A 24,430-nucleotide genomic window follows, 5' to 3' on the forward strand; every position below is an offset into this window, starting at 1 on the left:
GACAAGAACAATGCTGTGTTATGTTTGATGATTCTATTCATTTCTAGGTCAGCATATCTGAGATAAAATTACCAATACCAACCTGACGATCCCGCCTGAGTCGTTCAGATTGTAAGATGGACTTAACTTCTGAAAATGCCCTATCTAAATCATCGTTAATAACAATATAGTCGTAATCAATCCAATGTCCAATCTCATTACGGGCATTCTCCAGTCGTTCGTCAATAACATCTTTTGTGTCTTCAGCACGAAAGATAAGACGATTCTTTAACTCGGCTATCGATGGTGGTAGTATGAAGACGCTAACAATGTCAGCCGGCGCTCTCTCAAAAATTTTTAAGGCACCCTGCCAATCAATATCAAATAACATGTCCCGACCTTCAGCCATGGCTTGCTCGACTGGCTCCAACGGAGTACCGTAAAAATTGCCATGAACGTTTGCCCATTCTAAAAGACCATTCCCTTCACGAACCATATCGAACTCATTTTTGGATTTAAATAGATAATCGGTTCCTTCAATTTCATTAGGACGTCGTTTCCTAGTAGTAACAGAAACTGAAAGAGATAAGCGTGGTTCCTCTTGCAAAAGATGACGGGCAATCGTTGATTTTCCTGCACCAGAAGGAGATGACAATACAAACATCAGTCCTTTTCTTTCAAAAGAAAAGTTAAGTTTTTGGCTGAGTCTATGCATTCTTACTTCACATATAGTAGCTGATAAATTAAAATTTGACTTTAAAAACCTACTTATCCCATTAAAGAATTCATTTGATTGACATAAAATTCTTACTAGAATTTTAAAAATATAGGATTTTAGTTTTATTGTCTTTAATATCTTTACTGATATTGATGATAGTGAACCTTAATGCTTTCCTTTTTCTTCTTAAGATTTCGCCATTTTAAAACATTATCGTTATGCTGTTGCAGTGTTTCAGAAAAAAAATGCCCCCCCCTCCCGTCAGCAACAAAAAACAAGTCACTAGTTTTCAGAGGCTGAGCAACAGCTTTCATGGATGCCAATCCAGGATTGGTGATTGGTGTTGGTGGGAGCCCATTAATTCGATAGGTGTTATAAGGTGTCGCATGGCGTATATCCGAGCGGTATATTGGCCTTCCCTTTGGTTTCCTTTTTCCACCAAATATTCCATATATGATTGTGGGATCTGATTCGAGTCGCATCCCTTTATTAAGCCGATTCATAAATACAGATGCAATGTGAGATCGTTCATTATGAATGCTAGTTTCTTTCTCAACAATTGAAGCTAAAATGACCAATTCTGATTCTGTTTTAACAGGTAATCCCTCAGAGCGCGTCGCCCAAATTCTTGCTAATTCTTTTTTTTGAGCTTGTTTTATTCTATTGATAAGCTCTATACGACTGGTTCCACGCGGAAAAAAATATGTATTGGGAAGCAATGTTCCCTCCAAGGGCATAGAGGGAAGTCCCCCAACTAGTCTTGTGTCAACCTGGATCTTTTTCATAATCTGATAAGATGTCCAACCTTCAGGAAAAGTGATCGAATATTCAATAACAGGTCCTTCTGTGAGCGTTTTTACAATATCATACATGCTCATCCCTGGTAAAAATAGAAATTCTCCCGCTTTCAGCTGTGATGATTTTCCTAACATCCATACAGCACATAAAAACATATCTAATCCTCCTTGGCGAGGAATGATATCACGTGCAATAAGATCTGGTTCAATAGAATGAAATGTTGACCCTCTTTGAACTACATAAGTTGTTTCTTTTCTTAATGGACCCTCATCCTTAAATTTTTTATTTCCATACCAGGCAGAGAGGAAGAGGAGCATAAACAGAAAGAGAGTAACTAATATAAAAAATCTAAAGAAAGAGAGAAAATAAATCAGAAGATTATTTGCTAAGGTTAACTGCATTGGATTCTTTTGATATAAAAAACATTATCTACATACTCCTGATTTTAGATGATAATTTGAGTTCTATGCAAACCAAATTAAGTTCTTGATATCATCCTTATCGTCTGATAACGAAGAGAAGTAACCATCGAAAAAAATCAGATCCTAAATCATTTTACGGAAAATCAGAGAAGCGTTAGTTCCTCCAAAACCAAATGAGTTCGACAAGACTGTTGTTAGTTCTTTTTCTTTAGAAACTTTAGGAACCAGATCGATTGGTGTCTTGATATCTGTATTCTCAAGATTAAGAGTTGGGGGAAGTTTATTATCCCGCATCGCTTGAAGACAGAAAATAGCTTCAACGGATCCAGCGGCTCCCAGCAAATGACCAATAGCTGACTTTGTCGAAGACATTGAGAGTTTAAAAGAGGCTTTACCTACAAGACGCTGGACTGCACATAATTCCATTGTATCAGCCATTGTAGATGTCGCATGGGCATTTACATAATCAATCTCAGAAGCATCAATTCTTGCACGTTTTAAACTGGCAAACATTGCGCGGTAGGCCCCTTCATGATTTTCTGAGGGTGCTGTAATATGAAAGGCATCCCCTGACAAACCGTAACCAATGAGTTCACCATAGATCTTTGCTCCACGTGCTCTTGCATGCTTTAATTCTTCAAGTACAACAATACCGGCTCCCTCTCCCATAACAAATCCATCGCGACTATTGTCCCATGGACGGGATGCTTTTTTCGGAGTATCATTATAACTCGTCGATAAAGCTTTACAGGCAGCAAATCCTGCCAGTGATAAACGACAAACTGGTGATTCAGCGCCTCCGGCTACCATAACATCAGCATCACCCAATGCAATCATACGACCAGCATCACCAATCGCATGTGCTCCGCTTGAACAAGCCGTGACAACAGAATGATTGGGCCCTCGTAAGCCGTGCATGATGGAGACATAACCTGATGCAAGATTGATTAATCGACCAGGAATAAAAAATGGGCTAACCCGACGCGGTCCTCGTTCGGCGAGAAGAAAAGATGTTTGCTCGATACCTTGCAAGCCACCGATACCAGAACCGATAATTGTACCGGTAGTATTTTTTTCTTCATCAGTAGAGGGATGCCATCCAGCATCATTTAAAGCCTGGGAAGCCGCTGAAACTGCATAGACAATAAATGGATCAACTTTACGTTGCTCCTTGACCTCCATCCAGTCATCAGGACTAAAATGACCAGAAGCGGTATCACCGATTGGTAATTCACAAGCAATTTTGGATGGTAAATCTTCAACTTCGAATTTTGTGACTCTGGCGGCAGCATTTTTTCCTTTTAGGATATTTGACCAAGTTGTTTCAGCATCACCGCCAAGCGGTGTAACAGAACCAATGCCTGTGGCTACGACACGTCTCATCGTCATTCCCACTTTTTAAAGAAACTTAATGAAATGACAAAAGTTAGAAAAATGAAAGAATATGGGGACACAAGCAAAAATAAATTGATTATGATAACACCGATTAAAAATCAGGTTTTGTTCTCTTCAAGATATTTCACTGCATCACCTACAGTCTGAATTGTTTCAGCTGCATCATCAGGAATTTCAACACCAAATTCTTCTTCGAAAGCCATAACTAGCTCAACTGTATCAAGACTGTCCGCACCAAGATCATCGATAAATGATGCCGCCTCGATAACTTTTTCAGGATCAGCGCTAAGATGCTCGATTACGATCTTTTTTACACGTTCTGAAGTGTCACTCATTTTCATTTCTCCGGTTTATCCGCTTGTGTTTGCTATTAACTAGTTAAGGCGAGCTCACAGATCAAGCGTAATTAGACAGATCTGGTACGTTCATAAATTCACAGGTATTTCAGATCATTGCCATGCCACCGTTGACATGTATTGTTTGACCTGTAATGTAAGAGGCCTCACTTCCTGCTAAGTAAGTTACAACACTCGCTACCTCCTCAGGTTTTCCAAGCCTTTTGGCAGGAACTGAGCTAAGAATCGCATTTTTTTTCTTATCATCGAGTGTATTTGCCATCTGTGTTTTAATGAATCCAGGCGCTACACAATTAACTGTAATACCACGGCTCGCGATTTCTATGGCAAGAGATTTAGACATGCCAATCATACCAGCCTTGGAGGCACAATAGTTTGCTTGACCCGGATTTCCGATGATCCCAACTACTGAGGTAATATTCACAACACGGCCAAACCTTCTACGTAGCATCGGATAAATCATCTTGCGTGTTAACTGAAATATAGAGGTCAGATTGATAGTAATAACATGATTCCAATCTTCATCACTCATACGTACAAAAAGACTGTCACGGGCAACACCTGCATTATTGACTAAAATGTCAACACCTTTCATATCCCTCTCTGCTGTTCTCGCAAGAGATTTAACATGAGAAGCAACTGAAAGGTCAAAAGAAAAAACATAAACACGCTCACCTAATTGGTTAGCTATAGAGAAAAGTTTTTCTTCTCTTGTACCATGAAGGCCAACTATAGCACCATAAGAATGCATGTGCTTTGCAATAGCTTCTCCTATTCCACCAGATGCACCTGTAATAAGGGCTTTCTTACCGGTGAGGTCAAACATGGATATCTCCAAATAGAAATACAGAAAAATTAAAAATCCTCAGTCCTAAAGTCAAGGTATCAAGAAATCGATTTAAGGGCTTGATTAATATCATCAGAATCGCCGATTGTTCTCGTTTCTATCTGATGATCAATACGGCGAATAAGACGACTTAATACTTTACCAGGACCTATCTCCCAAATATGTCTTATTCCCTTGGAGCACATAAAACGTATACTTTCATTCCATCGAACTCGACCAGTAACCTGCTCTACTAATCTTTTCTTGATATCATCTGGGTCTGAAATTGGTTTTGCCGAAACGTTAGAGATCAATGGTACTATGGTTGGGTTTATTGAGATCTTCTCAAGAGCTTCAGCCATAATTTGGGCAGCGGGTTCCATCAAAGAAGAGTGGAATGGTGCGGATACAGGAAGCAATAACACCTGCTTCGCTCCATATTCCCTCGCCATTTCGCAGGCTTTATCAACAGACAATTTGTTTCCAGAAATTACTAATTGTCCACCACCATTATCATTGGCAATTTGGCACGATAAAGAAGAACTAGAGACTAATTCGCATATTAATTCTAATTTCTCTTCCTGAAGACCGATAATAGCTGCCATAGCACCCAACCCAACAGGAACAGCTTCTTGCATAGCATTACCACGAATACGCAAAAGGCGAGCTGTATCAAAAATGCTCAAAGAATGAGCGGCAGCAAGTGCTGAATACTCCCCTAAACTATGACCAGCAACAAATTCTGAATTTTTAACTTGAAACCCCTTAGACTCTAGGGCCTTGATGACCGCAAGACTAACAGACATTAAAGCGGGCTGAGCATTAGCTGTGAGTTTCAACTCATTCTCGTCCCCTTCCCACATCAGTGCACTGAGTTTCTGATTCAGTGCCTCATTAACTTCATCAAAAACAGCTCTAGATTCTGGATATGAATTGGCAAGATCACGACCCATACCAACGAACTGAGAGCCTTGACCAGGAAATGTAAGGGCCAGCATCTTGTACTCCTGTACTAATGTACTAATCTACTGAATAAAATAAGCTAAACATCGAAGAAGATCGAGAAATCTGGCTTAGTGATGCTGACAATTTAAAAGTATTTTGTCAAGACGTAAAGTATTAACTACAGTTTTTTTACTGTAATCGAATAGATCAACTCTTAACTATTTATCATTATGAAAATATAAAGAGTTTTAGTGAATTTTAATAGTTTCAAATTTGCTGTTTCTAATTTCTATTTCCTTGAAAGAACCAGTTGCTTCACCTACTTTTGTAAACCGAACGTTGGATGCCCCTTCGTAGTCAATCTGACCGCCCTCTTTTAGAATTTCTAGAGCTTTATTCAATTCACCAGGAAGAATTTTATGACCTGGTGGATTGGCTACATCCATGATATGCTTCGGGATAGAAGACCGATCAGCCGAACCAGCCGCTTGCATAGCAAGAATCATCAAGGCTGCAGAATCATAAGATTCCGGCATATATAGACCGTCAATTTTCTTAAAACTAGAAGCACTTGCTACTGCTCTAAATTTAGTTGAACCTGATGAATGTGAACCAGGAAACGTGCCAATCGTACCGTTGAGATCAGAGCCGATAGCTGCAATTAGGCTATTACTAATCATGCCATCAGCAAGGATAAATTTTTCAAAAGCACCTGTATCAAGAGATGTTTGAATAATACTTTTACCCCCTTGATCTACATAACCAAAAACGGCAAGATATTCAGCACCTGCAGCTGCGAGGGCACCTACTTCAGCAGAATAATCAGCCTTACCATCCTCGTGAGAAGCACTAATAGCAACTTCACCACCATGGGCTTGAAAAGCAATGCCAAATGAATCAGCTAATCCTTTACCGTAATCATTATTGGTATAGGTAACAGCAACCTTGGTGATTCCTTTCACTTTCAGAATATCAGCTAGAACTTGACCCTGACGGGCATCAGATGGCGCCGTGCGAAAAAACAAACCTTTATCCTTAATTGTAGAAAGTGCTGGGGATGTTGCGGAAGGTGATATAATGACAACTCCATTGGGGATACCAACATTATTAGCTATAGCTGTTGTAACGCTGGAACAGTCTGCTCCTATAATTCCAACAACACCTTCAGCTGTAATTAACCGTTCCGCTGCGGCTGTCGCTGCTGCTGCATCTAAACAGGTTGAATCAGCACGAACAGAAATTACCGTTTTTCCATCAAGTACATTGCCAGCCGTTTCCTTCATAGCTAATTCAGCAGCAGAAGCCATATCTGGAGTCAATGATTCAATTGGACCTGTAAAACCGAGAATCACACCGACTTTAATTAATTGACCATCAGAAAATGCAGAGCTAGTCAACTTTAAAAAAATAGCTAATGCAATAAATAGTCTTTGCATAAGATCTCCCTACAACTCTTCTCTCATTTAAATGATTTCCGTTTTGAATTGTGATAAGAATAAATAGGTATTCAACTTCAATTGGGAACCTTTCCTTTACCTTGTATTAACATCAAAAGTGAGTGAATTGAGGGGTAATAAGATCAGGAACGATTATTTGATTGCTCTGGTAAAAGACCATCAGGACTAAATCTCATGATAAACAACATAAATAACCCCATAGTTAGAAGTCGAATGTGTTGGGCGTTATTAAGCAAATGACTTCGAATGAGACTGGAAGGACCCATCCACAAAGTTCCTATATCTACTATCCAATTGCTTACAGGTTCTGCTTCGATCCAAATAAACCATATTATAAATGCACCGAGTACTGCACCAAAGTTATTCCCTGAACCTCCAACAATAACCATGACCCATATCAAAAATGTGAACCGCAAAGGTTGATAGGAGCCGGGTGTGAATTGACCATCCAAGGTTGTGAGCATAGCACCAGCAATTCCTATTACCGCAGAGCCCAAGACAAAAATTTGCAAATGACGTGCTTTAATATTTTTCCCCATAGCAGCGGCACTCGTTTCATTATCACGAATTGAACGCACCATACGTCCCCAAGGAGAACTAAGAGAAAGAATACAAAGAACTAGAATGAATAACAAAACTATAAAAAAAAGGATACTATAAGAAATTTTTACAACAATACTTGAACTCTCCACAACTAAATTTCGTAAAACTTCTGTTCGCTCATCTCCATAAAAACTATTCAAATGAACAGAGAAAAACCATTCAATCCACGATATAAATTCTTTACTTTTCTGAAGATCAACTTCATAAGGAACAGGACGACCTAGACCGGTAACATTCTTAACCCCTCGTGTCAGCCAATCTTCGTTTTTGATAACAGAAACCAAAATTTCAGAAATACCTAAAGTCGCTATTGCTAAATAATCCGACCGAAGGCCGAGGGCAACTTTACCAATAAGCCAGGCGACCAAACCAGAAAATACGCCGCCTAGAGCCCATGAAAAAATAATAGGTATTCCCATACCCCCTAAAAAGCCTGATTCAGAAGGATTGTTCGCTTCAATCGCTAAAACTGCAGGATCATAAAAAGAACGCATCGCAACGTAACCAGTTACAATAACAGAAACCAAAATAAAAGTTCGAGTCAATCCAGAAGTCAGCTGACGCAAACAAAAAAGAACTACAACAACAACTAAAATGATCACTAGACCAGCCATAGCAAGATTACTTCCACCAGCAAGCCAAGCGGAAGGAACTGGTTCTCTCGACGCCAATACTGCAGCAACACCACCTAAAGCCGAGAATCCCATGATCCCGACATTAAAAATTCCAGCATACCCCCACTGGATGTTGACCCCAAGTGCCATAATCGAAGAAATGAGACAAAGATTTAAAATCGCTAGCATAACATTCCATGACTGAAAAAAACCTACAGTCAAAAAAGCAATGACAAGACTGAGAAAATAAAAAAATCCTCTAAAGGAGAGGTTCATATCACTCTCCCTTTGAAAAGACCAGTTGGCCTGACTAACAGAACAACAACTAATACAATAAAAGAAACCGCGACTTTATAATCGGTTGACAACAATTGCATTAGACCTTCCGGTTCATAGCCATAAGGTAATAGATAGGTAAGAAACTTCTTGTAGGCATAAGTAACGAGCACTTCAGAAAAAGCTATAAGAAAACCACCAATGATTGCACCTATTGGTAGTCCAACTCCACCAACAATTGCTGCGGCAAACATAGGGAGAAGGAGCTGAAAATAAGTAAAAGGTTTGAAGCTCTTATCAAGACCGTAAAGAACACCAGCGACAGTGGCAAGAGCTGCAGCAATCATCCAGGTTACATTCACAACTTTCTCAGGAGAGATACCTGAAAGCAATGCTAAATCTTCATTGTCAGAAAAAGCACGCATGGATTTTCCAGTGCGTGTATTTTGCAAAAACCAAAATAAGAGTGCAACCAGTATAATAGCAATAACAACTGTTAAAACTTGGGAAGTTTTGATTGCCAATCCTTCATCAAGGCCTGTTACTGTTTTGAAGGTACGAGCTGTTGTCAAAAACCGTTCACCATCCATAAACGATTGATCATTGGGCCCAATCATGAATCGAACAAGACCACTCATAACAAACATAACACCGACAGATGCCATGACCAAACGGATCGGAGGAGCCTTGGTCTGTCTATAGTGCAGGTAAACAAGCTTATCAGTCACCAGAACGCAAAGGGATGTCAATACAATCCCAAATGGTAGAACAAACAATGCAGTGGGTATTGGAGCTGTACTAATACCAATCGATTTTAACCACCAGGTCAACAAAATTACGACCATTGTGCCAAATGCCATTGTATCACCATAAGCGAAATTCGCGAAACGCAAAATTCCGTAGAGCAGGGTAATACCCAGTGCACCCAAAGCGAGTTGACAACCATAGGTGAGCGCAGGAACAATAACAAAATTAGCAAGTAATATTATGGCATTCAGAAAATCCACAGACTTCTCCTATCCACCTAAAAAAGATTCTCGAACTTCTTGATTGGCCAGAAGTGCTTCACCAGTACCTGAAAATCGATTCTGACCCTGAACAAGAACATAACCTCGATCTGCGATATTGAGTGCCTGTCGAGCATTTTGCTCAACCATCAAAATGGCAACGCCTGTACGACTAATTTGAAGAATACGACTAAATAATTCATCCATGACAATAGGGGAAACACCAGCTGTCGGCTCATCAAGCATAAGAACAGATGGTTTGATCATCAAAGCACGACCCACAGCGACCTGTTGTCGCTGTCCACCAGATAATTCCCCTGCAAATTGGAGCCTTTTCTCACATAAGACAGGGAATAAATCATAGATCGTTTTTAAAGTTGAAGAAAAATCATCTTCCCGTAAGAAAGCACCCATCTCAAGGTTTTCTTCAACTGTCAATCCAGTAAAAACATTATCTGTTTGGGGAACGAAAGCAATGCCGGCAGCAATTCTGTCCTGAGTACTGAGAGAAGTAATATTCTTACCATCGAGAAGAATCATCCCTTCTCGTATGGATAGCATGCCTAACATGGCCTTCATAGCGGTTGATTTACCAGCACCATTAGGTCCTACAATGACGGCAACCTCTCCAAGATCAACACCAATACTACACCCCTTAAGAACATCAGAGCCCCCATATCCGCCGACAAGATCTACTCCCTGTATATACATCAAGCGACTTCTACTCTGTTTTTTTCTTTTGAGGCCCTTTCCCAAGATAGGCCTCGATAACATCTTCGTTTTTGGTCATGTCTCGCGCTGAACCTTGTGCTAAAACAGCACCATCAGCCATTACGATTACAGGATTACAAAGGCGACTAATAAAGTCCATATCATGCTCAATCATACAGAATGTGTAACCGTATTCCTGGTTGAGTCTCATAATCAAATCACCAATCTTAGCGAGTAAAGTACGATTTACACCTGCGCCTATTTCGTCCAATAGAACAATTTTAGCCTTGACCATCATGGTTCGTCCAAGCTCAAGCAACTTCTTTTGACCTCCAGACAAATTGCCCGCTTTTTCATTAACGAGATGATCGAGGTTGAGAAAATTTATAACATCACGCGCACGCGCTTCGATTTCTTGTTCCTGTACTCTCACCTGACTCCTACGAAACCAGGTATTAACTAGTGTCTCACCTAGCTGACCAGATGGTACCATCATCAGGTTCTCAAGGAGAGTCAACGTAGAAAATTCATGAGCGACTTGGAATGTCCTCAGAAGGCCTTTGGCAAACAGTTTGTAAGGAGGAAGGCCTGTAATATCTTCACCTTGAAGATAGATATAACCACTTGTTGGAAGACAATGCCCTGCTACAATATTAAAGAGTGTTGTCTTGCCTGCACCATTAGGCCCTATAAGGGCAGTGATTGACCCCTTCTCAATCTCCATCGATGCATTATTAACAGCAAAGATACCTCCAAACTGTTTAGTAACAGATTCAATGCGGATCATTATTTACACTTTAAGTCTAATGTCCAATCGTATACGTACGTGACAATCATTCTTCCAACTTTATCTTATAATTAAGCCAATATCTTATTAAACTAATAAACTCAACTGTTGGTTAACACATTCATTTATTTTCACCACTGAACGATTATGCATTCTGAACAACTCCATCTTCGCTTCATAGTAGAAAAATATTCTTTATAAATCAGAATGTGAAATGAATGCAAGATTCTTTAAAAACCAATTTCTGAATCCTATATGGTCATAAGCTCTTCGTTTCTGCGTTGAGAATTTTGGTGCTTGCAATCAACTTCTTAAGGATTTAGATCGATCCTTAGTTTGATCTGTTAGCAATGGTAGACTAGCGCACCCGTAGCTCAGCTGGATAGAGTACTTGACTACGAATCAAGAGGTCGGGAGTTCGAATCTTCCCGGGTGCGCCATTGTAGATGATTGTAGATGAAATAGACCGATCAAGTCAGTGAAGACGTTTTCCGAATTTCAAAATCCTCGGAAAGTTTTCTATAAATTTTCAATGTTCTCCTTGAAACGCTTTGGCTTTTCTTTGTAGGGAGAAGGTTGATGGGATTCCTCAACGCTGAAGGAGGCTATATCACTGGAATATACGTATTCTATTTTTAGCAAATACGGTGATAAAGATCATGATCATAATGAGTACAATGGTTGGGGCAGGTGCACTGTCCAGAAAAAAGCTCAGATAAACTCCAGAAAAAGAGGAAAAGATGGCAACAAGTGTAGCAACGACTAACATAGTGCTAAAACGCTGTGTTATCAATAAGGCTATGGTACCTGGTGTCACTAATAAGGCCATTACAAGAATAATCCCCACTGCTTTTAAGGCTGATATAATACTCAATGCAATCATTGATAACAGTCCATAGCGAATTAATCTCACTGGAAGACCGACAATTCTTGCTTGTATAGAGTCAAATGAATCTAGAAGCAAGTCACGCCATTTTAGTGCAATAACGACTGTAACTCCGATGGCAACTATAGTGCTTAACATAATATCATCTACACTAATGCCTAGGATATTGCCAAACAGAATGTGATCTAGATGTACACCGGGTCGAATTTTCGCATAAAGAACGATACCTAATCCGAACATACCAGAGAATATTACACCCATTATTGTATCCTGTTTTATTCTACAGTTCTCTTTTAAAAATTCTGTAACCAATGTGCAGATCATACCAGAGAGAAAAGCACCAATAATGAGATGTATTTTGAAAAAATAGGCGATCGCTATACCTGGTAAAGTAGCGTGAGCGATCGCATCACCCATCAGGGACCATCTCCGAAGAATCATGTAACAAGATAAAAGTGCTGTTGGGATAGAAATGACTAACGAGATAATCAACGCATTGATTATGAAAGAAAACTGAAAAGGAAGTAATAATTCTTCCACGCTATTATACTTTCGAATTTAACACTTTATCTAAACATCTCTTATCTTAGACTTTAAAAATCCCTGTTTTGGAGATAAAAAAAAGGTTGTGAGAAACAGTAACGTTTGTAAACAAACAATCACCCCCCCTGTTGCACCATCAAGATAATAACTTAGATAAGTGCCAAAAGAGCTTGTTAAGACACCAATCAATATACTGAGGATCAAAAGGCTAGGAAATCTATTAGTCAACAGATAAGCAGTAGCTCCAGGTGTCACAACCATAGCAACCACGAGGACGGCCCCGACTGTCTGAAGAGCGGCAACTGTAGAGGCAGATAATAAGACGAAAAATAAAGCCTTAAGGAAATTAGGATTCAAATTGATCGAAGAAGCATGAGCTTCATCAAATATTACAACCATAAAGTCTTTCCATTTTATGGTTAAGATGGTAAGAGAAATAATAGAAATAATAACTAGCTGCCAAGTATCTTCCGGTGTAATGGCCAAAATATTTCCGAGCGTAATTGTCTGTATATTGACTGATGTTGGCGACAGAGAGATCATAAAGAGACCTAATCCGAAAAAGAACGTGAAGATTAATCCAATGATGGTGTCTTCTTTTAGATCCGAACGTAGATTCAAAAACAATATCGCACTGGCCGCAAGTCCGCCTGATAAGAAAGCACCCAAAGCAAAAGGAAGGCCTAGCATATAAGCTCCGGCGACACCTGGTACGATCGAATGACTCAGAGCATCCCCAATCAGAGACCAGCCTTTTAGCATTAAGTAAGCTGATAGGAAGGCACAGACTGCGCCAACCAAGGAACTGACCAACATTGCATTAACCATATAAGAATAGCCGAAAGGTTGTAAAAGAAGATCAATCATACTTTTTTTCTGTCTTCCTCTTGGTTTGAGTATCATAAACAACAAAAGGACGTTCACCATCGCTAATCACAGTCAGTTGTCGAGAATCCTCATCTTTATGTAGATCCGTTCCGCTCAAAACAAAACGACGCAAAAGACCTCCAAAAGTATTTTCCAAATTTTCTTGTGTAAAGACATTTGATGTGGGCCCATAATCTAATATTGTACCTTTAATTAATACGGTTTGATCACAAAATTCAGGAACATTTCCCAAATTATGAGTTGCAATGAGAACAAGAGCCCCTTCTTCTCGCAATTCGCAGAGCAATTCGATAATGGATCTTTCTGTTTTAACATCAATGCCTGTAAAGGGTTCATCGAGTAATATCCCTTGACTTTTTTGAGCTAGAGCCCGAGCCAGAAAGACTCTCTTTTTCTGGCCACCTGACAATTCTCCAATCTGACGATGGCGAAAATGTGTCATATCTACACGCTTTAAAGCATCACTGACAGCTTTCTCATCTTCCGCTCTGGTTAAGCGCATGAAATTCATGTGTCCATAACGTCCCATCATGACAGCATCCTCAACTAGAACTGGAAAACTCCAATCAATCTCCTCTGTCTGAGGAACATAGGCAATGGCTTGACAGCGAAGAGAACTCTTGACATCTTTACCAAAAATTGTAATTTGACCGCAGCTTATTGGAATGAATCCCATTATCGCTTTAAATAAGGTGGATTTTCCTGAACCATTGATACCGACAAGTGCTGCAATACTGCTTGTCGGAATATAAAAGCTAGCATCATGAAGGGCCGTATATCCATTACGGTAGGTAACGGTCAAATTATAGACATAAAGTCCTTGATTACCCTTGTTAGGTTCTTTTTTTTTCACCGTTTTTCTAGACCTTCGGCTATAGTCGTTGCAGTGACACGTAACATATCTAGATAGGTTGGAACAGGTCCATTATTTTCACTGAGCGAGTCCACATAAAGCACACCACCATAACGAGCACCTGACTCTCGTGCAATCTGCTTAGCAGGCCTATCGGATACAGTACTTTCTGAAAAAATAACAGGAATATTGTGAATTCTAACTGTGTCAATAACTTTACGTACCTGCTGGGGAGTGCACTGCTGATCTGAATTAATCGACCATAAAAAAAGCTCTTGCATATCAAAGTCACGAACAAGATAGCTAAATGCACCTTCGCTAGTCACTAGCCAGCGTTGACTCTTTGGGATTGCCTCTATCCGAGCCTTTAATGGAGCGATTGCGGCTTTGAGCTCTTTTTTGTAATTTTCTGCATTAGTCTTATAGATTTTTGCATTTTGGCGATCATGCAACATAAAGCTATCGCGAATGTTATTGACGTAAACCATAGCAGAATCTAAAGACATCCATACATGAGGATTCGGTTTTCCAGCAGAAGGGCCTTCTTCAATACTTAGGGGGTTAATTCCATCGCTGAGCGTTATGATAGGAACATCTTTAAGCTGGTAGAAAAACTTTTCGAACCATAGCTCTAAATTAAGTCCGTTTTGAAGGATAAGGTCTGCGTCTCGTGCCTTTAACATATCGCGTGGGGTTGGTTGATAACCATGAATCTTAGCACCTGGCTTTATAATTGATTCGATAAGAGCAGCATCACCAGCAACATTACGGGCAATATCTGCGATGACGGTAAAAACAGTCACAACTTTAAAATCATCATTTGCCAATGCTTTACTTTGAAAGATAATAACAAATGCTACAATCACCACAAATCTCATTACAGACTTAAAAGATATTACTTTTCCTCCATGTTAACTCACTATCTTATCTTAACAATGGTTTCGCAATATGTGAGCAATTAGAAAGTGTCAATGGCTATTCCGAGGGGTTAGAAACTTTCTCATTTAGCTAGGTGATGAATAATTTTGGGGTAGAAATTCTGGATCATTAGGCAGGAGATGCTAAGATACTAGGTACTCTTTTTACGAGTCGTTTAAGATGGATCTTAAAAGTTAACAACTGAGGAGGTCTTCATATTTTAAGGATAAGCTTAATCCGATAAAGGGATATGAACTGAGTAAAGTTAAATCTTAATGTCATTCTAACCGAATGTGTTAGCACTCTATAACTTTTTTGACTGACCTCTTGCAATTTAATTTTAATTATTATCATATCTATCGCTGATAGCGCTATTTAGGAATTATTATGATCAAGGATAAGACTAACAAATTAATTACCTTATTAGTACAAAGCTTAGTCTTGGTTTCATTAACGACACTTCATTCTTTTGCACAAAGGCCTGAAAAAATTAGTAACCATGATGACTGGAGTATTTATACTTATACAGATGACCGTTTTGGTAAAATTTGTTATATTCTATCCGTTCCTAAAACAAAGAAACCTATTGATCGTGATCATGGAGATGTCTTCTTTCTTGTGAGTCAAAAGCTTGATGGATCTTCCGGGTTTGAACCACAGCTTGAGGTTGGATATCCGCTAAAATTAGGTTATCCAGTGGTCATAACAATAGGAAAGAAATCTTTTGATATGTTCACAAAAGATAATAGCGCTTGGCTAAAAAATATCAGTGAGGAAGGTGAATTGTTAGATGCTATGCGTGCTGGAAAAATTATGAAGGTAGAAGCTCAATCCATTCGAGGGACACAAACAACCTATACGTATTCACTATCAGGTATTACCCTTGCTTTGGAAGAAATAATCAGCTGCAATTAATGTACGCATCGAGACAAGGTATCTCCTCTATTGGTAGAAATCATAATATCATCTGGATAATTGATCAATGCCCAAAACTAACAAAGAAGATATACGAAAAATTGTTCTGGCCTATTCTGGTGGTCTTGATACATCAATCATGCTCAAATGGCTTAAAAACCAGTATGACGCAGAAGTTGTTACATTCACTGCCAATCTTGGTCAGGATGATGAACTTGTTCATATACACTGCAAAGCTGAAGAAATGGGAGTTCAGGAAATCTTCATCGAAGATTTGCGTGAAGAGTTTCTTACGGATTTTGTCTATCCGATGTTTCGTGCCAATGCTACCTATGAAGGGGAATATCTTCTCGGAACGTCTATTGCTCGTCCTTTGATTTCAAAACGTCTTGTCGAGATTGCCCATGAAACAGGTGCTGATGCTATCGCTCATGGTGCTACAGGAAAAGGCAACGATCAGGTACGGTTTGAACTCTCTGCCTATGCACTTAACCCTGATATAAAAATCATAGCACCGTGGCGGGAATGGTCATTTAGATCGCGAACTGATTTGATCACTTTTGCGCGTAATCATCAAATCCATGTAGCTAAGGACAAACAGGGAGAGGCGCCTTTTTCAGTTGATACAAATTTGCTTCATTCTTCTTCTGAAGGTAAGTTGTTAGAAGACCCCGCCATTGAGTCTCTTGACTACGTATATATGCGTACAATTGATCCTCAGTCTGCTCCGGATAAAACAACAAGTATTAGAATTGGTTTTGAGAATGGTAATCCTGTCTCCCTCGACGGAAAGTATCTGTCAGCAACAGATTTTTTTTCCCAATTGAACCAGCTAGGTCATGATAACGGTATTGGACGTTTAGATTTAGTAGAAAATCGGTTTACTGGCATAAAATCCCGTGGAATCTACGAAACTCCTGGAGGTACGATTCTTTTGAAAGCGCATCGTGCGATAGAATCTATTACGCTCGACTGCGGTGAAGCCCATCTGAAAGATGAACTGATGCCACGCTATGCAGAATTAATCTATAATGGATTTTGGTTTTCACCAGAACGTGAAATGCTTCAGTCTGCTATTGATCATAGCCAACGTTATGTTGAAGGGGAGGTGTTTCTTAAGCTTTATAAAGGCAATGTCATGATTACAGGTCGGAAAAGTAAACATTCACTTTATTCCAAAGAGCTTGTGACCTTTGAAGATGATTCAGGAGCTTATAATCAAGAGGATGCACAAGGATTTATCCATCTTAACGCTTTAAGGCTACGAACACTAGCATATAGAAACGAACGCTCACGGAACCAATAAAATTATTGGATAATGATCCTCAACTATTAATGACCCTTCGTTCGTTACACGAGATAGTAATGACTCTATTCTTATCTTATTAAAAACTTCAATATGTGAGGAAAGAAAATAGCACTTAGCTCTCTTCTAGTATAAATTTAGACGTTTGCAGCTATTTCTGCCATATGGTGTCTTACGAGTACTATACAATTATGGTTCCTTTTTATAAAATGAATGGTCTGGGTAATAAGATTCTTGTTGTCGATATGTTGGAAACATCTACTTATATGACACCTCAATTAGTCTTAAAAATGGCTCAGAATCAAATTATTCGTTTCGATCAGATGATGGTTGTTCATAAAACCGAAAACCCTCATTGTGATGCCAAGATCATAATTTTTAATGCTAATGGTTCAAAAGCAGATACTTGTGGCAATGGAATACGTTGTGTTGTTCGCTGGTTACATGAGAAAACAGGTGATGTTCACTTTTCTTTTGAAATTAAGGGGAGATTCATAGATGCCAATATACGTGACGACAAACTGATTAGCGTCAATATGGGGAAGGCCCGGACTCAGTGGAATGAGATTCCGTTAGTTAAACCATTTACTGATACGCGTTTTATTAAAGTAAAGGTGGGTCCTGTTAATAAAGAGATTTTATGCACTCTGTCCGTGGTGAATATCGGTAATCCTCATGCTATTTTTTGGATTAAGAAAGATCTTTTTAGCTTTGAACTAAAAAAACTTGGGCCTTTACTAGAACATCATAGTGTCTTTCCTGAAGGTGCTAATATTTCTGCTGCAAAGGTTATTGATGAGAGCGAAGTGATGATTAGGACTTGGGAGAGAGGTGTTGGTCTAACTCTTGCCTGCGGGTCAGCAGCCTGTGCAGCGGCCGTTTGTGCTGCACGAATCGGCCTTACTGGGCGAAAAGTGTTGGTAAATGTAACAGGTGGCCATTTAGAAATCGATTGGAAAGAAAACAATTATGTTGTCATGACAGGTCCCTCTGAATATGAATTTTCCGGTCAATTTGATCCAATCACAGGTGAATGGGAACGGTTTTTTTGATGACTCATCAAACTCCCTTTCAGATTCGTACATTCGGTTGTCGATTGAACATCTATGAATCTGAGGTGATAAAACGAGAGGCGGAAGTCTCTGGCCTTGATCAACTTCCTGGTGGAGTTATTATATTCAATACTTGTGCTGTTACAGGAGAAGCTGTCCGTCAGGCAAAACAGGCCATTCGTAAAGCGGCTCGTGAAAATCCTGAGGCACGGATTATTGTTTCAGGATGTGCAGCACAGACTGAACCTGAAACTTTTTCTGATATGGAAGAAGTTGCATTAGTTCTCGGTAATCAAGAAAAATTAATAGCTCATTCATACCGCCAATTGCCAGATTTTGGTGTTAATGATTTCGAGAAAGTTCGGGTCAATGATATTATGGCCATACAAGAGATGGCCTCACATATGATTGAATCGATAGAAAACCGGACCCGTGCTTTTGTTCAGGTACAGAACGGATGCAATCATCGTTGTACATTTTGTATTATACCTTATGGACGTGGGAATTCACGCTCTGTGCCTGCCGGTGATATTGTTGATCAAGTTCAAAGATTGTGCGATAATGGCTATTCTGAGATTGTTTTGACAGGAGTGGATATAACTGCCTGGGGAATCGATTTACCAGGATCACCTCGTCTAGGTCGTTTAGTGCAGCTTTTATTGACAAGAGTTCGGGGATTGTCACGCTTGAGGTTATCATCCATTGATTCAATCGAAGTAGATGAACCGTTTCTAGATGCAATTGGAGATGATAAACGGTTAATGCCACATCTTCATCTATCTCTTCAATCCGGTGATGATATGATTTTAAAAAGAATGAAACGCCGACATGTTCGGGATGATATTTTGCGTTTTTGTGACGGTGTGAGGAGTATGCGTCCTGATGTTGTTTTTGGTGCTGATATCATAGCAGGATTTCCTACAGAGACAGAGGCAATGTTTCAAAATTCTTTATCGATTATTCATGAAGCAGGTCTTTCTTTCGTGCATGTTTTTCCTTTTAGTTTACGGAAAGGGACACCGGCATCTCGTATGCCACAGGTAAATCAAAAAACGATTAAAGAACGTGCCTCATTGTTGAGAATGTATGGTAAAAAAATGCTAATGTGCTTGCTAGAGAGTCGTACAGGAAAAAAGGAATATGTTTTAATTGAACGTAACAATTTAGGTAGGACTCCGCAATTTATTCCGGTTCAAGTCAATAATCTCAACCATGGCATGGTTGTTAGAATGATGATAACAGGAAATGATGGAAAACGACTCATCGGTCAACTCGACTCGAATAATAAAGCAGTATAGCGATAGCGCAGCGCTTGAAATACGTATGTCTAAAGAAAAAAAGAGAGTTCTTAAGAGGTTTTTTCGTTTTAGAAAAGAAAAAGAGAACGATGGTGGATTCTCTGATCCTCATAATAAGAAACAACAGGTTGAATCTGAAGGTTTGGAATCAGAGTCCATTGATCAAGGGCATGAATCTATACCTCTAAGTCTGCAAAAGAAGGATCAAAAAGCGAACCAATACGATCGTCGTCACTTTCTCCGAGAGAATTGTAAACAAGGCGAAGGAAAATACTTAGAATCAGAAACGCATACGAAAAGACTATCCAAAGAAAACAGAAAGAAAGAAGTCTTTATTGGAAAGAAAAGCTGGATTTCACGTCTCAGAAACGGTCTTGCTCTTTCTTCGAATGAGCTATCGAAAAGTATTAAATCGATCTTAATCAATCGTAAACTCGATGAGAAGACAGTTCAAAACCTTGAAGATATTTTAATTCAAGCTGATCTAGGTGTTCAAACGGCTGTAAAGATTACTGATTTACTTGCTAGTCAACGCATGGGTAAAGATATAAGCGACGAGGAAGTAAGAATTTTTATGGCTCATGCAATTGAGAAAGTTTTAGAACCTGTCGCTGCTGAGTTAGAATTGGATCTAGAACACAAGCCTCATGTTATTTTAGTCGTTGGTGTTAATGGTTCAGGTAAGACTACAACAGTTGGTAAACTCAGTAAAAAGCTTTGTGATGTTGGATATTCTGTCCTGCTTGTAGCAGGAGATACTTTTCGAGCAGCAGCAATTGAACAGTTAAAAATCTGGGGTAATCTGACGAATTCATCAATTATATCATCCCCTCCTGGTTCTGACCCTGCTGGTCTCGTTTTTAAAGGATTTGCACAAGCGCGTGATGAAGGGAGTGATGTTATGCTTATTGATACAGCCGGTCGTCTGCAGAACAAAAAAGAATTGATGGATGAGTTAGAAAAAATAATCCGAGTTTTAAAAAAACAAAGTCCTAAAGCTCCTCATACAGTTTTATTAACCCTTGATGCAACAACGGGTCAGAATGCGCTGAGTCAGGTTAACATTTTCAAAGATGTAGCGAAGGTTAATGGACTTGTGATGACGAAACTTGATGGTACGGCCCGTGGTGGCGTTATGGTAGCGATTGCTTCTAAGCATAAATTACCATTTTATTTCATAGGTGTTGGAGAGAAAGTAGAAGATCTGGAACCATTTGATGCGAGCGAATTTGCTCGCTCCATTGCAGGCCTAGAAATTTGATTATTGGAGAGCAGTTCAGTGGAACTTGTTGCCGATAAGATTAAGGTTATACGGGGAGGAAAGATAGTTTTTTCTAATCTCTCTTTTAGAGTTCCAGTTGGGTACGCATTAGTTATTCATGGAATGAACGGTTCAGGAAAATCAACTTTGATCCGATCAGTTGCACAATTACTGCCAATTGAGTCCGGTCTGATCAAGCTTAGGGCAAGACCGAAGCGATTGCATCAACACTCAATAAGTGAGCTATGCCATTATCTCGGTCATGAGAATGGAATGAAAATGACGTTTAGCGTGGAGGAAAACCTTATGTTTTGGAGAGATTTTTTGGGAAATCATTATCTAAATATAGAAAAAGCTTTAGAAGTTGTGGGACTAAGTGGATTGAGTTCTCTGCCTTATTCTCTTTTATCCACAGGCCAGAGACGATGGGTTGCAATTGCAAGATTGCTGGTTAGTTATCGCCAAATTTGGTTGCTTGATGAACCCACTTCAGGTCTTGATGAAGCTTCGCAGGAGCAATTTTGCCAACTGATGAATACACATCTAGATGATGGGGGCATGATCCTTGTTGCAAGCCATTTGCCTTTGACTGTAAACCGATTCGTAACTCTTACCCTTACAGATTGATGTTAGCGCTGTTCAAACGAGATATGTCTCTCGCTCTGAGATCCAATAGTAGCGCTATGACCGTCTTATTATTTTATTTGGTGATCATTGTAGTTGTCCCTTTAGTCTTTGGTAACAAACCTTTGATGTTAGCTACAATCGGTCCTTCTATTCTTTGGTTTTCTGCATTACTAGCAGGGTTACTAGGTCTTGACCGGTTGTTTCAGGTTGACTTTGAAGATGGATCTCTCGATCAGATGTTGTTATCATCTACTCCTCTATCTTTTATTATCTTTATTAGGTGTTTAGCTCATTGGTTGGTTACGGGATTACCGGTTGTAATGATCTCTCCCGTCTTTGCCTTTTTTTTATCACTTGATCGAATCACTATTGAAGCAGTTGCTGTTACGCTTCTATTCGGGACTCCTGCGATTTCATTTATAGGTGCGATCGGAGCTGCAGTCACTCTTTCTCTTCCGAGAGGAGGACTGTTACTTTCGAGTTTGATTCTACCTTTATGCATTCCGGTTATCATTTTTGGTGTTGGCGCAGTAAAAAGTACAATTCTCAAGACTGAGATGTTTTTTGCACCCTTTCTTTTAATGTGTTCTGTCACACTATTCTTTGCAGTTTTGGGTCCCTTTGCTGCTGCATGTGCTCTTAAAAAAAGCAATAATTAAACTATAATAATGAGTTTTGTTGATTATGGAATCATCTTTTTGCTATGATGATAGTTATGAGGAATTTGATGACTGAAATAATATCAAAACCTAAAGGTTTCTTGACACTTGCTCAACCTGCTCGGTTTCTAAGATTAATCTCTATTGCATTACCTTATCTGATAGCTTTGACATGTTTAATACTGACAGTTGGTTTATGGATGATCTTTTCAGTCCCTGATGATTATCAACAGGGCCGCATTGTGCGAATTATGTATGTGCATGTTCCTTCTGTTTGGATTGCTTTAAGTGCTTATATTGTCATGATTTTTGGTTCACTAGGGATTGTAATCTGGCGGCATCCACTAGCTGATGTAGCAGCACGATCGGCTGCACCAATCGGAGCGGTATTTACCTTTCTTGGTCTGATTACAGGTTCTATTTGGGGTCGTCCAATGTGGGGGACGTACTGGGTTTGGGATGCACGTTTGACTAGTTTTTTGATCCTTCTTATTATTTATCTATCTCTGATAACCTTGTGGTCTTCTTATGAAGAACCAGTAAAGGCCGCACATATGGCAGCTATTGTTGTGTTAGTCGGGTCCGTCAATCTGGTTATTATTCGTTTTTCAGTTGAATGGTTCACAACTTTGCATCAAGGACCTAGTATCGTGCGAGCTGGAGGGCCCTCGCTTGATCCTGCATTTCTATGGCCATTGCTAGTTATGGGTCTCGGTTTTCTTTCTTTGTTTATAACATTGCATTTTATGATCATGCGCAATGAAATTATGAGACGACACATTAGAACACTCCAAAGAAAAAAAGCGATGGGACAGGTTTTTATTCCTGATAAATCATCATGAGCAGTCTCTTTAGGACTCAGTATTTCGGCTTTATCCTTTCTGCATTCGGGATTACCTTCTTGGTGATTATGTTGCTGATTATCTCGATAATAGTAATTTATAAAAAAAGGATTCTAATGTTGAAGAGTCTTGAAGAAGATCGATCAAAATCCAACCCCTGAATCATATCTGATCCATGAAAGATTCTGTTATTAAGAGCCCTGCCCGTATCATTTTTCGGTTTATTCCTTTTGTTATATTTAGTGGATTAGCTGTTGTTTTCTTCATACAACTTAATTCTGCTTCTAAAATTTCTGATTTATCCTCTGTATTGATCGGAAAACAGGTTCCAGAATTCGATCTCCCAGGTCTTAAGGGACTCAATCACAAAGGGATTCCCATATTGGGATTATCAGATTCATCTTTAGTGGGCCAGCCGAGTCTTATTAACATTTTTGCTTCTTGGTGTTTTCCTTGTCACGAAGAACATCCGTTCTTGATGTCTCTTGGAAAAGAAGGAATAATTGATGTTTTAGGAATCAATTATAAGGATAAGACAGGGAATGCCCTTCGTTTTCTTGGGGGGTTGGGTAATCCATATAAACGTGTTGGAGTTGACCAAGATGGGGATGTAGCAATTGATTGGGGGGTTTATGGCATTCCTGAAACATTTTTGGTGGATTCTAGTGGCGTTATTCGCCATAAGATTGTTGGTCCTATCAACGAGAGTAATATAGACCTTCTTAAAGAAGAAATTATAAAAATGATAAAATAATGTTGCTCTTCCTGTTAATCTTTATTCTCTTCTCGTAAGTTCGATCTTTGAATTATTAAGGGGACTTGTGTTAGCATAAATAGAAATGACAGGCTTGTCATTCCCCAGAATTTAAAACTAACCCAAAATTCTTCAGAAAAATTGCGCCAGATCATCTCATTGAGAACAGCAAGAAAAAAGAAAAAGAGACCCCATCGAAGGGAGAGTATACGCCAAGTTTCATTATCGATTTGAAAAGATGTTCCTAGTATTAATTTGAGAAAAGAATGATTTAAGATGACACCAGAAATGAGTATAGTACCAAACAAGGTGTTTATGATAGTTGGTTTAACTTTGATAAAAGAATCGTCTTTGAAGTAAAGAGTCAGCCCCCCAAAAATGAAAAGTATAACTAGTGTTACTAAGGGCATGAGAGGAACAGTGCGTGTTAATAGCCAGAATGTACTAAAGGTTAGAAGCGTAGCAATCATGGAGCTAACAGTTGCGAGAAAGATCGGTTTTTGTAAGACTTCTGGTAGCTGAATAAGTCTTATAAACCAATCAGCCTTATTGTAAGCTAGAACAAATAGAGTCATAGGAGCAATCTCAAGCAGAGTTTTCAAAAATGAATTCATTTTTCCTGTACTCATAATATTTATCAACTTCTCTTTCAGTTGTTTCTATTGCATTATTATAGTAATTTGCTATCTCTTATTTTGATCTATCTTCTCTTATTAAGAGATTTCTCTTGTTTC

General features: G+C 39.2%; 26 protein-coding genes and 1 tRNA gene. 11 read left to right on the top strand and 16 right to left on the bottom strand.

Translation table 11 applies throughout. The features are described from left to right. Window positions 1–43 precede the first annotated feature (43 nt). The 11 genes from gmk to AAGD37_RS02640 all read right to left on the bottom strand — a co-directional run bounded on the left by gmk (window position 44) and on the right by AAGD37_RS02640 (window position 10,894). Window positions 44–694 carry a guanylate kinase gene (gene gmk / locus AAGD37_RS02590; protein WP_341760015.1) on the bottom strand — a complete coding sequence of 217 codons (651 nt, stop codon included), beginning with the start codon at window positions 692–694 and terminating at the stop codon, window positions 44–46. 143 nt (window positions 695–837) lie between these two features. Then, entirely contained in the window at window positions 838–1,812 is a 975-nt protein-coding gene (mltG, locus tag AAGD37_RS02595; protein WP_341760016.1) for an endolytic transglycosylase MltG, read from the bottom strand. Between the two features lie 228 nt (window positions 1,813–2,040). Next, window positions 2,041–3,300 carry a beta-ketoacyl-ACP synthase II gene (fabF, locus tag AAGD37_RS02600; RefSeq protein ID WP_341760017.1) on the bottom strand — a complete coding sequence of 420 codons (1,260 nt, stop codon included), beginning with the start codon at window positions 3,298–3,300 and terminating at the stop codon, window positions 2,041–2,043. 110 nt (window positions 3,301–3,410) lie between these two features. Continuing rightward, a complete protein-coding gene (locus AAGD37_RS02605; protein ID WP_341760018.1) occupies window positions 3,411–3,647 on the bottom strand; it encodes an acyl carrier protein in 237 nt (78 codons plus the stop codon). A 109-nt stretch (window positions 3,648–3,756) separates the two neighbouring features. Next, entirely contained in the window at window positions 3,757–4,494 is a 738-nt protein-coding gene (gene fabG / locus AAGD37_RS02610) for a 3-oxoacyl-[acyl-carrier-protein] reductase (RefSeq protein ID WP_341760019.1), read from the bottom strand. Window positions 4,495–4,553: 59 nt separating this feature from the next. After that, complete coding sequence (gene fabD / locus AAGD37_RS02615) at window positions 4,554–5,492, bottom strand: ACP S-malonyltransferase (RefSeq protein WP_341760020.1); 939 nt, start codon at window positions 5,490–5,492, stop codon at window positions 4,554–4,556. Window positions 5,493–5,687: 195 nt separating this feature from the next. Beyond that, a complete protein-coding gene (locus AAGD37_RS02620) occupies window positions 5,688–6,875 on the bottom strand; it encodes an ABC transporter substrate-binding protein (RefSeq protein ID WP_341760021.1) in 1,188 nt (395 codons plus the stop codon). A 143-nt stretch (window positions 6,876–7,018) separates the two neighbouring features. Continuing rightward, window positions 7,019–8,389 (bottom strand): branched-chain amino acid ABC transporter permease, encoded by a 1,371-nt coding sequence (locus AAGD37_RS02625; RefSeq protein WP_341760022.1) that lies wholly within the window; start codon window positions 8,387–8,389, stop codon window positions 7,019–7,021. Beyond that, window positions 8,386–9,396 (bottom strand): branched-chain amino acid ABC transporter permease, encoded by a 1,011-nt coding sequence (locus tag AAGD37_RS02630; protein ID WP_341760023.1) that lies wholly within the window; start codon window positions 9,394–9,396, stop codon window positions 8,386–8,388. The genes AAGD37_RS02625 and AAGD37_RS02630 overlap by 4 nt, the downstream gene beginning before the upstream one ends. A gap of 9 nt (window positions 9,397–9,405) precedes the next feature. Next, window positions 9,406–10,107, bottom strand: a complete 702-nt coding sequence (locus AAGD37_RS02635) for an ABC transporter ATP-binding protein (protein ID WP_341760024.1) — start codon at window positions 10,105–10,107, stop codon at window positions 9,406–9,408. A gap of 10 nt (window positions 10,108–10,117) precedes the next feature. Then, entirely contained in the window at window positions 10,118–10,894 is a 777-nt protein-coding gene (locus AAGD37_RS02640) for an ABC transporter ATP-binding protein (protein WP_341760025.1), read from the bottom strand. 363 nt (window positions 10,895–11,257) lie between these two features. Between AAGD37_RS02640 and AAGD37_RS02645 the strand changes: the two genes are divergently transcribed. Next, window positions 11,258–11,334, top strand: a tRNA-Arg gene (locus AAGD37_RS02645). A 170-nt stretch (window positions 11,335–11,504) separates the two neighbouring features. Here AAGD37_RS02645 and AAGD37_RS02650 read toward each other — a convergent pair. From AAGD37_RS02650 to AAGD37_RS02665, 4 genes are read right to left on the bottom strand one after another with little or no spacing between them, the layout of a single operon-like run. Next, on the bottom strand, window positions 11,505–12,338 hold the full coding sequence (locus AAGD37_RS02650) for a metal ABC transporter permease (RefSeq protein ID WP_341760659.1): 834 nt from the start codon (window positions 12,336–12,338) through the stop codon (window positions 11,505–11,507). A gap of 12 nt (window positions 12,339–12,350) precedes the next feature. After that, window positions 12,351–13,190 carry a metal ABC transporter permease gene (locus AAGD37_RS02655; protein WP_341760026.1) on the bottom strand — a complete coding sequence of 280 codons (840 nt, stop codon included), beginning with the start codon at window positions 13,188–13,190 and terminating at the stop codon, window positions 12,351–12,353. Further along, window positions 13,183–14,064, bottom strand: coding sequence for a manganese/iron ABC transporter ATP-binding protein (locus AAGD37_RS02660; RefSeq protein WP_341760027.1), 882 nt, complete (start codon window positions 14,062–14,064; stop codon window positions 13,183–13,185). The genes AAGD37_RS02655 and AAGD37_RS02660 overlap by 8 nt, the downstream gene beginning before the upstream one ends. Further along, window positions 14,061–14,942, bottom strand: a complete 882-nt coding sequence (locus AAGD37_RS02665; RefSeq protein ID WP_424945439.1) for a metal ABC transporter substrate-binding protein — start codon at window positions 14,940–14,942, stop codon at window positions 14,061–14,063. Before AAGD37_RS02665 ends, AAGD37_RS02660 begins: the two co-directional genes overlap by 4 nt. A 427-nt stretch (window positions 14,943–15,369) precedes the next feature. Between AAGD37_RS02665 and AAGD37_RS02670 the strand changes: the two genes are divergently transcribed. The 10 genes from AAGD37_RS02670 to AAGD37_RS02710 all read left to right on the top strand — a co-directional run bounded on the left by AAGD37_RS02670 (window position 15,370) and on the right by AAGD37_RS02710 (window position 23,696). Continuing rightward, window positions 15,370–15,897 carry a hypothetical protein gene (locus AAGD37_RS02670; protein ID WP_341760028.1) on the top strand — a complete coding sequence of 176 codons (528 nt, stop codon included), beginning with the start codon at window positions 15,370–15,372 and terminating at the stop codon, window positions 15,895–15,897. Between the two features lie 67 nt (window positions 15,898–15,964). Further along, window positions 15,965–17,203 carry an argininosuccinate synthase gene (locus AAGD37_RS02675; RefSeq protein ID WP_341760029.1) on the top strand — a complete coding sequence of 413 codons (1,239 nt, stop codon included), beginning with the start codon at window positions 15,965–15,967 and terminating at the stop codon, window positions 17,201–17,203. A 191-nt stretch (window positions 17,204–17,394) separates the two neighbouring features. After that, a complete protein-coding gene (dapF, locus tag AAGD37_RS02680; protein WP_341760030.1) occupies window positions 17,395–18,255 on the top strand; it encodes a diaminopimelate epimerase in 861 nt (286 codons plus the stop codon). Beyond that, window positions 18,255–19,553, top strand: coding sequence for a tRNA (N(6)-L-threonylcarbamoyladenosine(37)-C(2))-methylthiotransferase MtaB (mtaB, locus tag AAGD37_RS02685; RefSeq protein WP_341760031.1), 1,299 nt, complete (start codon window positions 18,255–18,257; stop codon window positions 19,551–19,553). Before dapF ends, mtaB begins: the two co-directional genes overlap by 1 nt. 25 nt (window positions 19,554–19,578) lie before the next feature. After that, window positions 19,579–20,814, top strand: a complete 1,236-nt coding sequence (gene ftsY / locus AAGD37_RS02690) for a signal recognition particle-docking protein FtsY (protein WP_341760032.1) — start codon at window positions 19,579–19,581, stop codon at window positions 20,812–20,814. 18 nt (window positions 20,815–20,832) lie between these two features. Continuing rightward, window positions 20,833–21,441 carry a heme ABC exporter ATP-binding protein CcmA gene (gene ccmA, locus AAGD37_RS02695; RefSeq protein WP_341760033.1) on the top strand — a complete coding sequence of 203 codons (609 nt, stop codon included), beginning with the start codon at window positions 20,833–20,835 and terminating at the stop codon, window positions 21,439–21,441. Further along, the gene (gene ccmB / locus AAGD37_RS02700; protein ID WP_341760034.1) at window positions 21,441–22,100 is read left to right on the top strand and encodes a heme exporter protein CcmB; all 660 of its coding nucleotides are present in this window, start codon (window positions 21,441–21,443) and stop codon (window positions 22,098–22,100) included. Before ccmA ends, ccmB begins: the two co-directional genes overlap by 1 nt. A gap of 68 nt (window positions 22,101–22,168) precedes the next feature. Then, window positions 22,169–22,942 (top strand): heme ABC transporter permease CcmC, encoded by a 774-nt coding sequence (ccmC, locus tag AAGD37_RS02705; protein ID WP_341760035.1) that lies wholly within the window; start codon window positions 22,169–22,171, stop codon window positions 22,940–22,942. Between the two features lie 68 nt (window positions 22,943–23,010). Continuing rightward, complete coding sequence (locus AAGD37_RS04125; protein WP_424945460.1) at window positions 23,011–23,103, top strand: hypothetical protein; 93 nt, start codon at window positions 23,011–23,013, stop codon at window positions 23,101–23,103. 14 nt (window positions 23,104–23,117) lie between these two features. After that, on the top strand, window positions 23,118–23,696 hold the full coding sequence (locus AAGD37_RS02710) for a DsbE family thiol:disulfide interchange protein (protein WP_341760036.1): 579 nt from the start codon (window positions 23,118–23,120) through the stop codon (window positions 23,694–23,696). Between the two features lie 14 nt (window positions 23,697–23,710). Here AAGD37_RS02710 and AAGD37_RS02715 read toward each other — a convergent pair whose 3' ends face one another. After that, window positions 23,711–24,325 (bottom strand): septation protein A, encoded by a 615-nt coding sequence (locus AAGD37_RS02715; protein ID WP_341760037.1) that lies wholly within the window; start codon window positions 24,323–24,325, stop codon window positions 23,711–23,713. Between the last annotated feature and the right edge of the window lie 105 nt (window positions 24,326–24,430).

Origin of the sequence: Candidatus Endowatersipora endosymbiont of Watersipora subatra (assembly GCF_964026585.1) — a bacterium.
GTDB lineage: Bacteria > Pseudomonadota > Alphaproteobacteria > Rhizobiales > Rhizobiaceae > Pseudahrensia.

Bases quoted from the DNA above. Each gene is read 5' to 3' on its own strand.
- gmk (WP_341760015.1), bottom strand. From the start codon at position 694: ATGCATAGACTCAGCCAAAAACTTAACTTTTCTTTTGAAAGAAAAGGA.
- mltG (WP_341760016.1), bottom strand. From the start codon at position 1,812: ATGCTCCTCTTCCTCTCTGCCTGGTATGGAAATAAAAAATTTAAGGAT.
- fabF (WP_341760017.1), bottom strand. From the start codon at position 3,300: ATGAGACGTGTCGTAGCCACAGGCATTGGTTCTGTTACACCGCTTGGC.
- AAGD37_RS02605 (WP_341760018.1), bottom strand. From the start codon at position 3,647: ATGAGTGACACTTCAGAACGTGTAAAAAAGATCGTAATCGAGCATCTT.
- fabG (WP_341760019.1), bottom strand. From the start codon at position 4,494: ATGTTTGACCTCACCGGTAAGAAAGCCCTTATTACAGGTGCATCTGGT.
- fabD (WP_341760020.1), bottom strand. From the start codon at position 5,492: ATGCTGGCCCTTACATTTCCTGGTCAAGGCTCTCAGTTCGTTGGTATG.
- AAGD37_RS02620 (WP_341760021.1), bottom strand. From the start codon at position 6,875: ATGCAAAGACTATTTATTGCATTAGCTATTTTTTTAAAGTTGACTAGC.
- AAGD37_RS02625 (WP_341760022.1), bottom strand. From the start codon at position 8,389: ATGAACCTCTCCTTTAGAGGATTTTTTTATTTTCTCAGTCTTGTCATT.
- AAGD37_RS02635 (WP_341760024.1), bottom strand. From the start codon at position 10,107: ATGTATATACAGGGAGTAGATCTTGTCGGCGGATATGGGGGCTCTGAT.
- AAGD37_RS02640 (WP_341760025.1), bottom strand. From the start codon at position 10,894: ATGATCCGCATTGAATCTGTTACTAAACAGTTTGGAGGTATCTTTGCT.
- AAGD37_RS02655 (WP_341760026.1), bottom strand. From the start codon at position 13,190: ATGATTGATCTTCTTTTACAACCTTTCGGCTATTCTTATATGGTTAAT.
- AAGD37_RS02665 (WP_424945439.1), bottom strand. From the start codon at position 14,942: ATGAGATTTGTGGTGATTGTAGCATTTGTTATTATCTTTCAAAGTAAA.
- AAGD37_RS02670 (WP_341760028.1), top strand. From the start codon at position 15,370: ATGATCAAGGATAAGACTAACAAATTAATTACCTTATTAGTACAAAGC.
- AAGD37_RS02675 (WP_341760029.1), top strand. From the start codon at position 15,965: ATGCCCAAAACTAACAAAGAAGATATACGAAAAATTGTTCTGGCCTAT.
- dapF (WP_341760030.1), top strand. From the start codon at position 17,395: ATGGTTCCTTTTTATAAAATGAATGGTCTGGGTAATAAGATTCTTGTT.
- mtaB (WP_341760031.1), top strand. From the start codon at position 18,255: ATGACTCATCAAACTCCCTTTCAGATTCGTACATTCGGTTGTCGATTG.
- ftsY (WP_341760032.1), top strand. From the start codon at position 19,579: ATGTCTAAAGAAAAAAAGAGAGTTCTTAAGAGGTTTTTTCGTTTTAGA.
- ccmB (WP_341760034.1), top strand. From the start codon at position 21,441: ATGTTAGCGCTGTTCAAACGAGATATGTCTCTCGCTCTGAGATCCAAT.
- ccmC (WP_341760035.1), top strand. From the start codon at position 22,169: ATGACTGAAATAATATCAAAACCTAAAGGTTTCTTGACACTTGCTCAA.
- AAGD37_RS04125 (WP_424945460.1), top strand. From the start codon at position 23,011: ATGTTGCTGATTATCTCGATAATAGTAATTTATAAAAAAAGGATTCTA.
- AAGD37_RS02710 (WP_341760036.1), top strand. From the start codon at position 23,118: ATGAAAGATTCTGTTATTAAGAGCCCTGCCCGTATCATTTTTCGGTTT.
- AAGD37_RS02715 (WP_341760037.1), bottom strand. From the start codon at position 24,325: ATGAGTACAGGAAAAATGAATTCATTTTTGAAAACTCTGCTTGAGATT.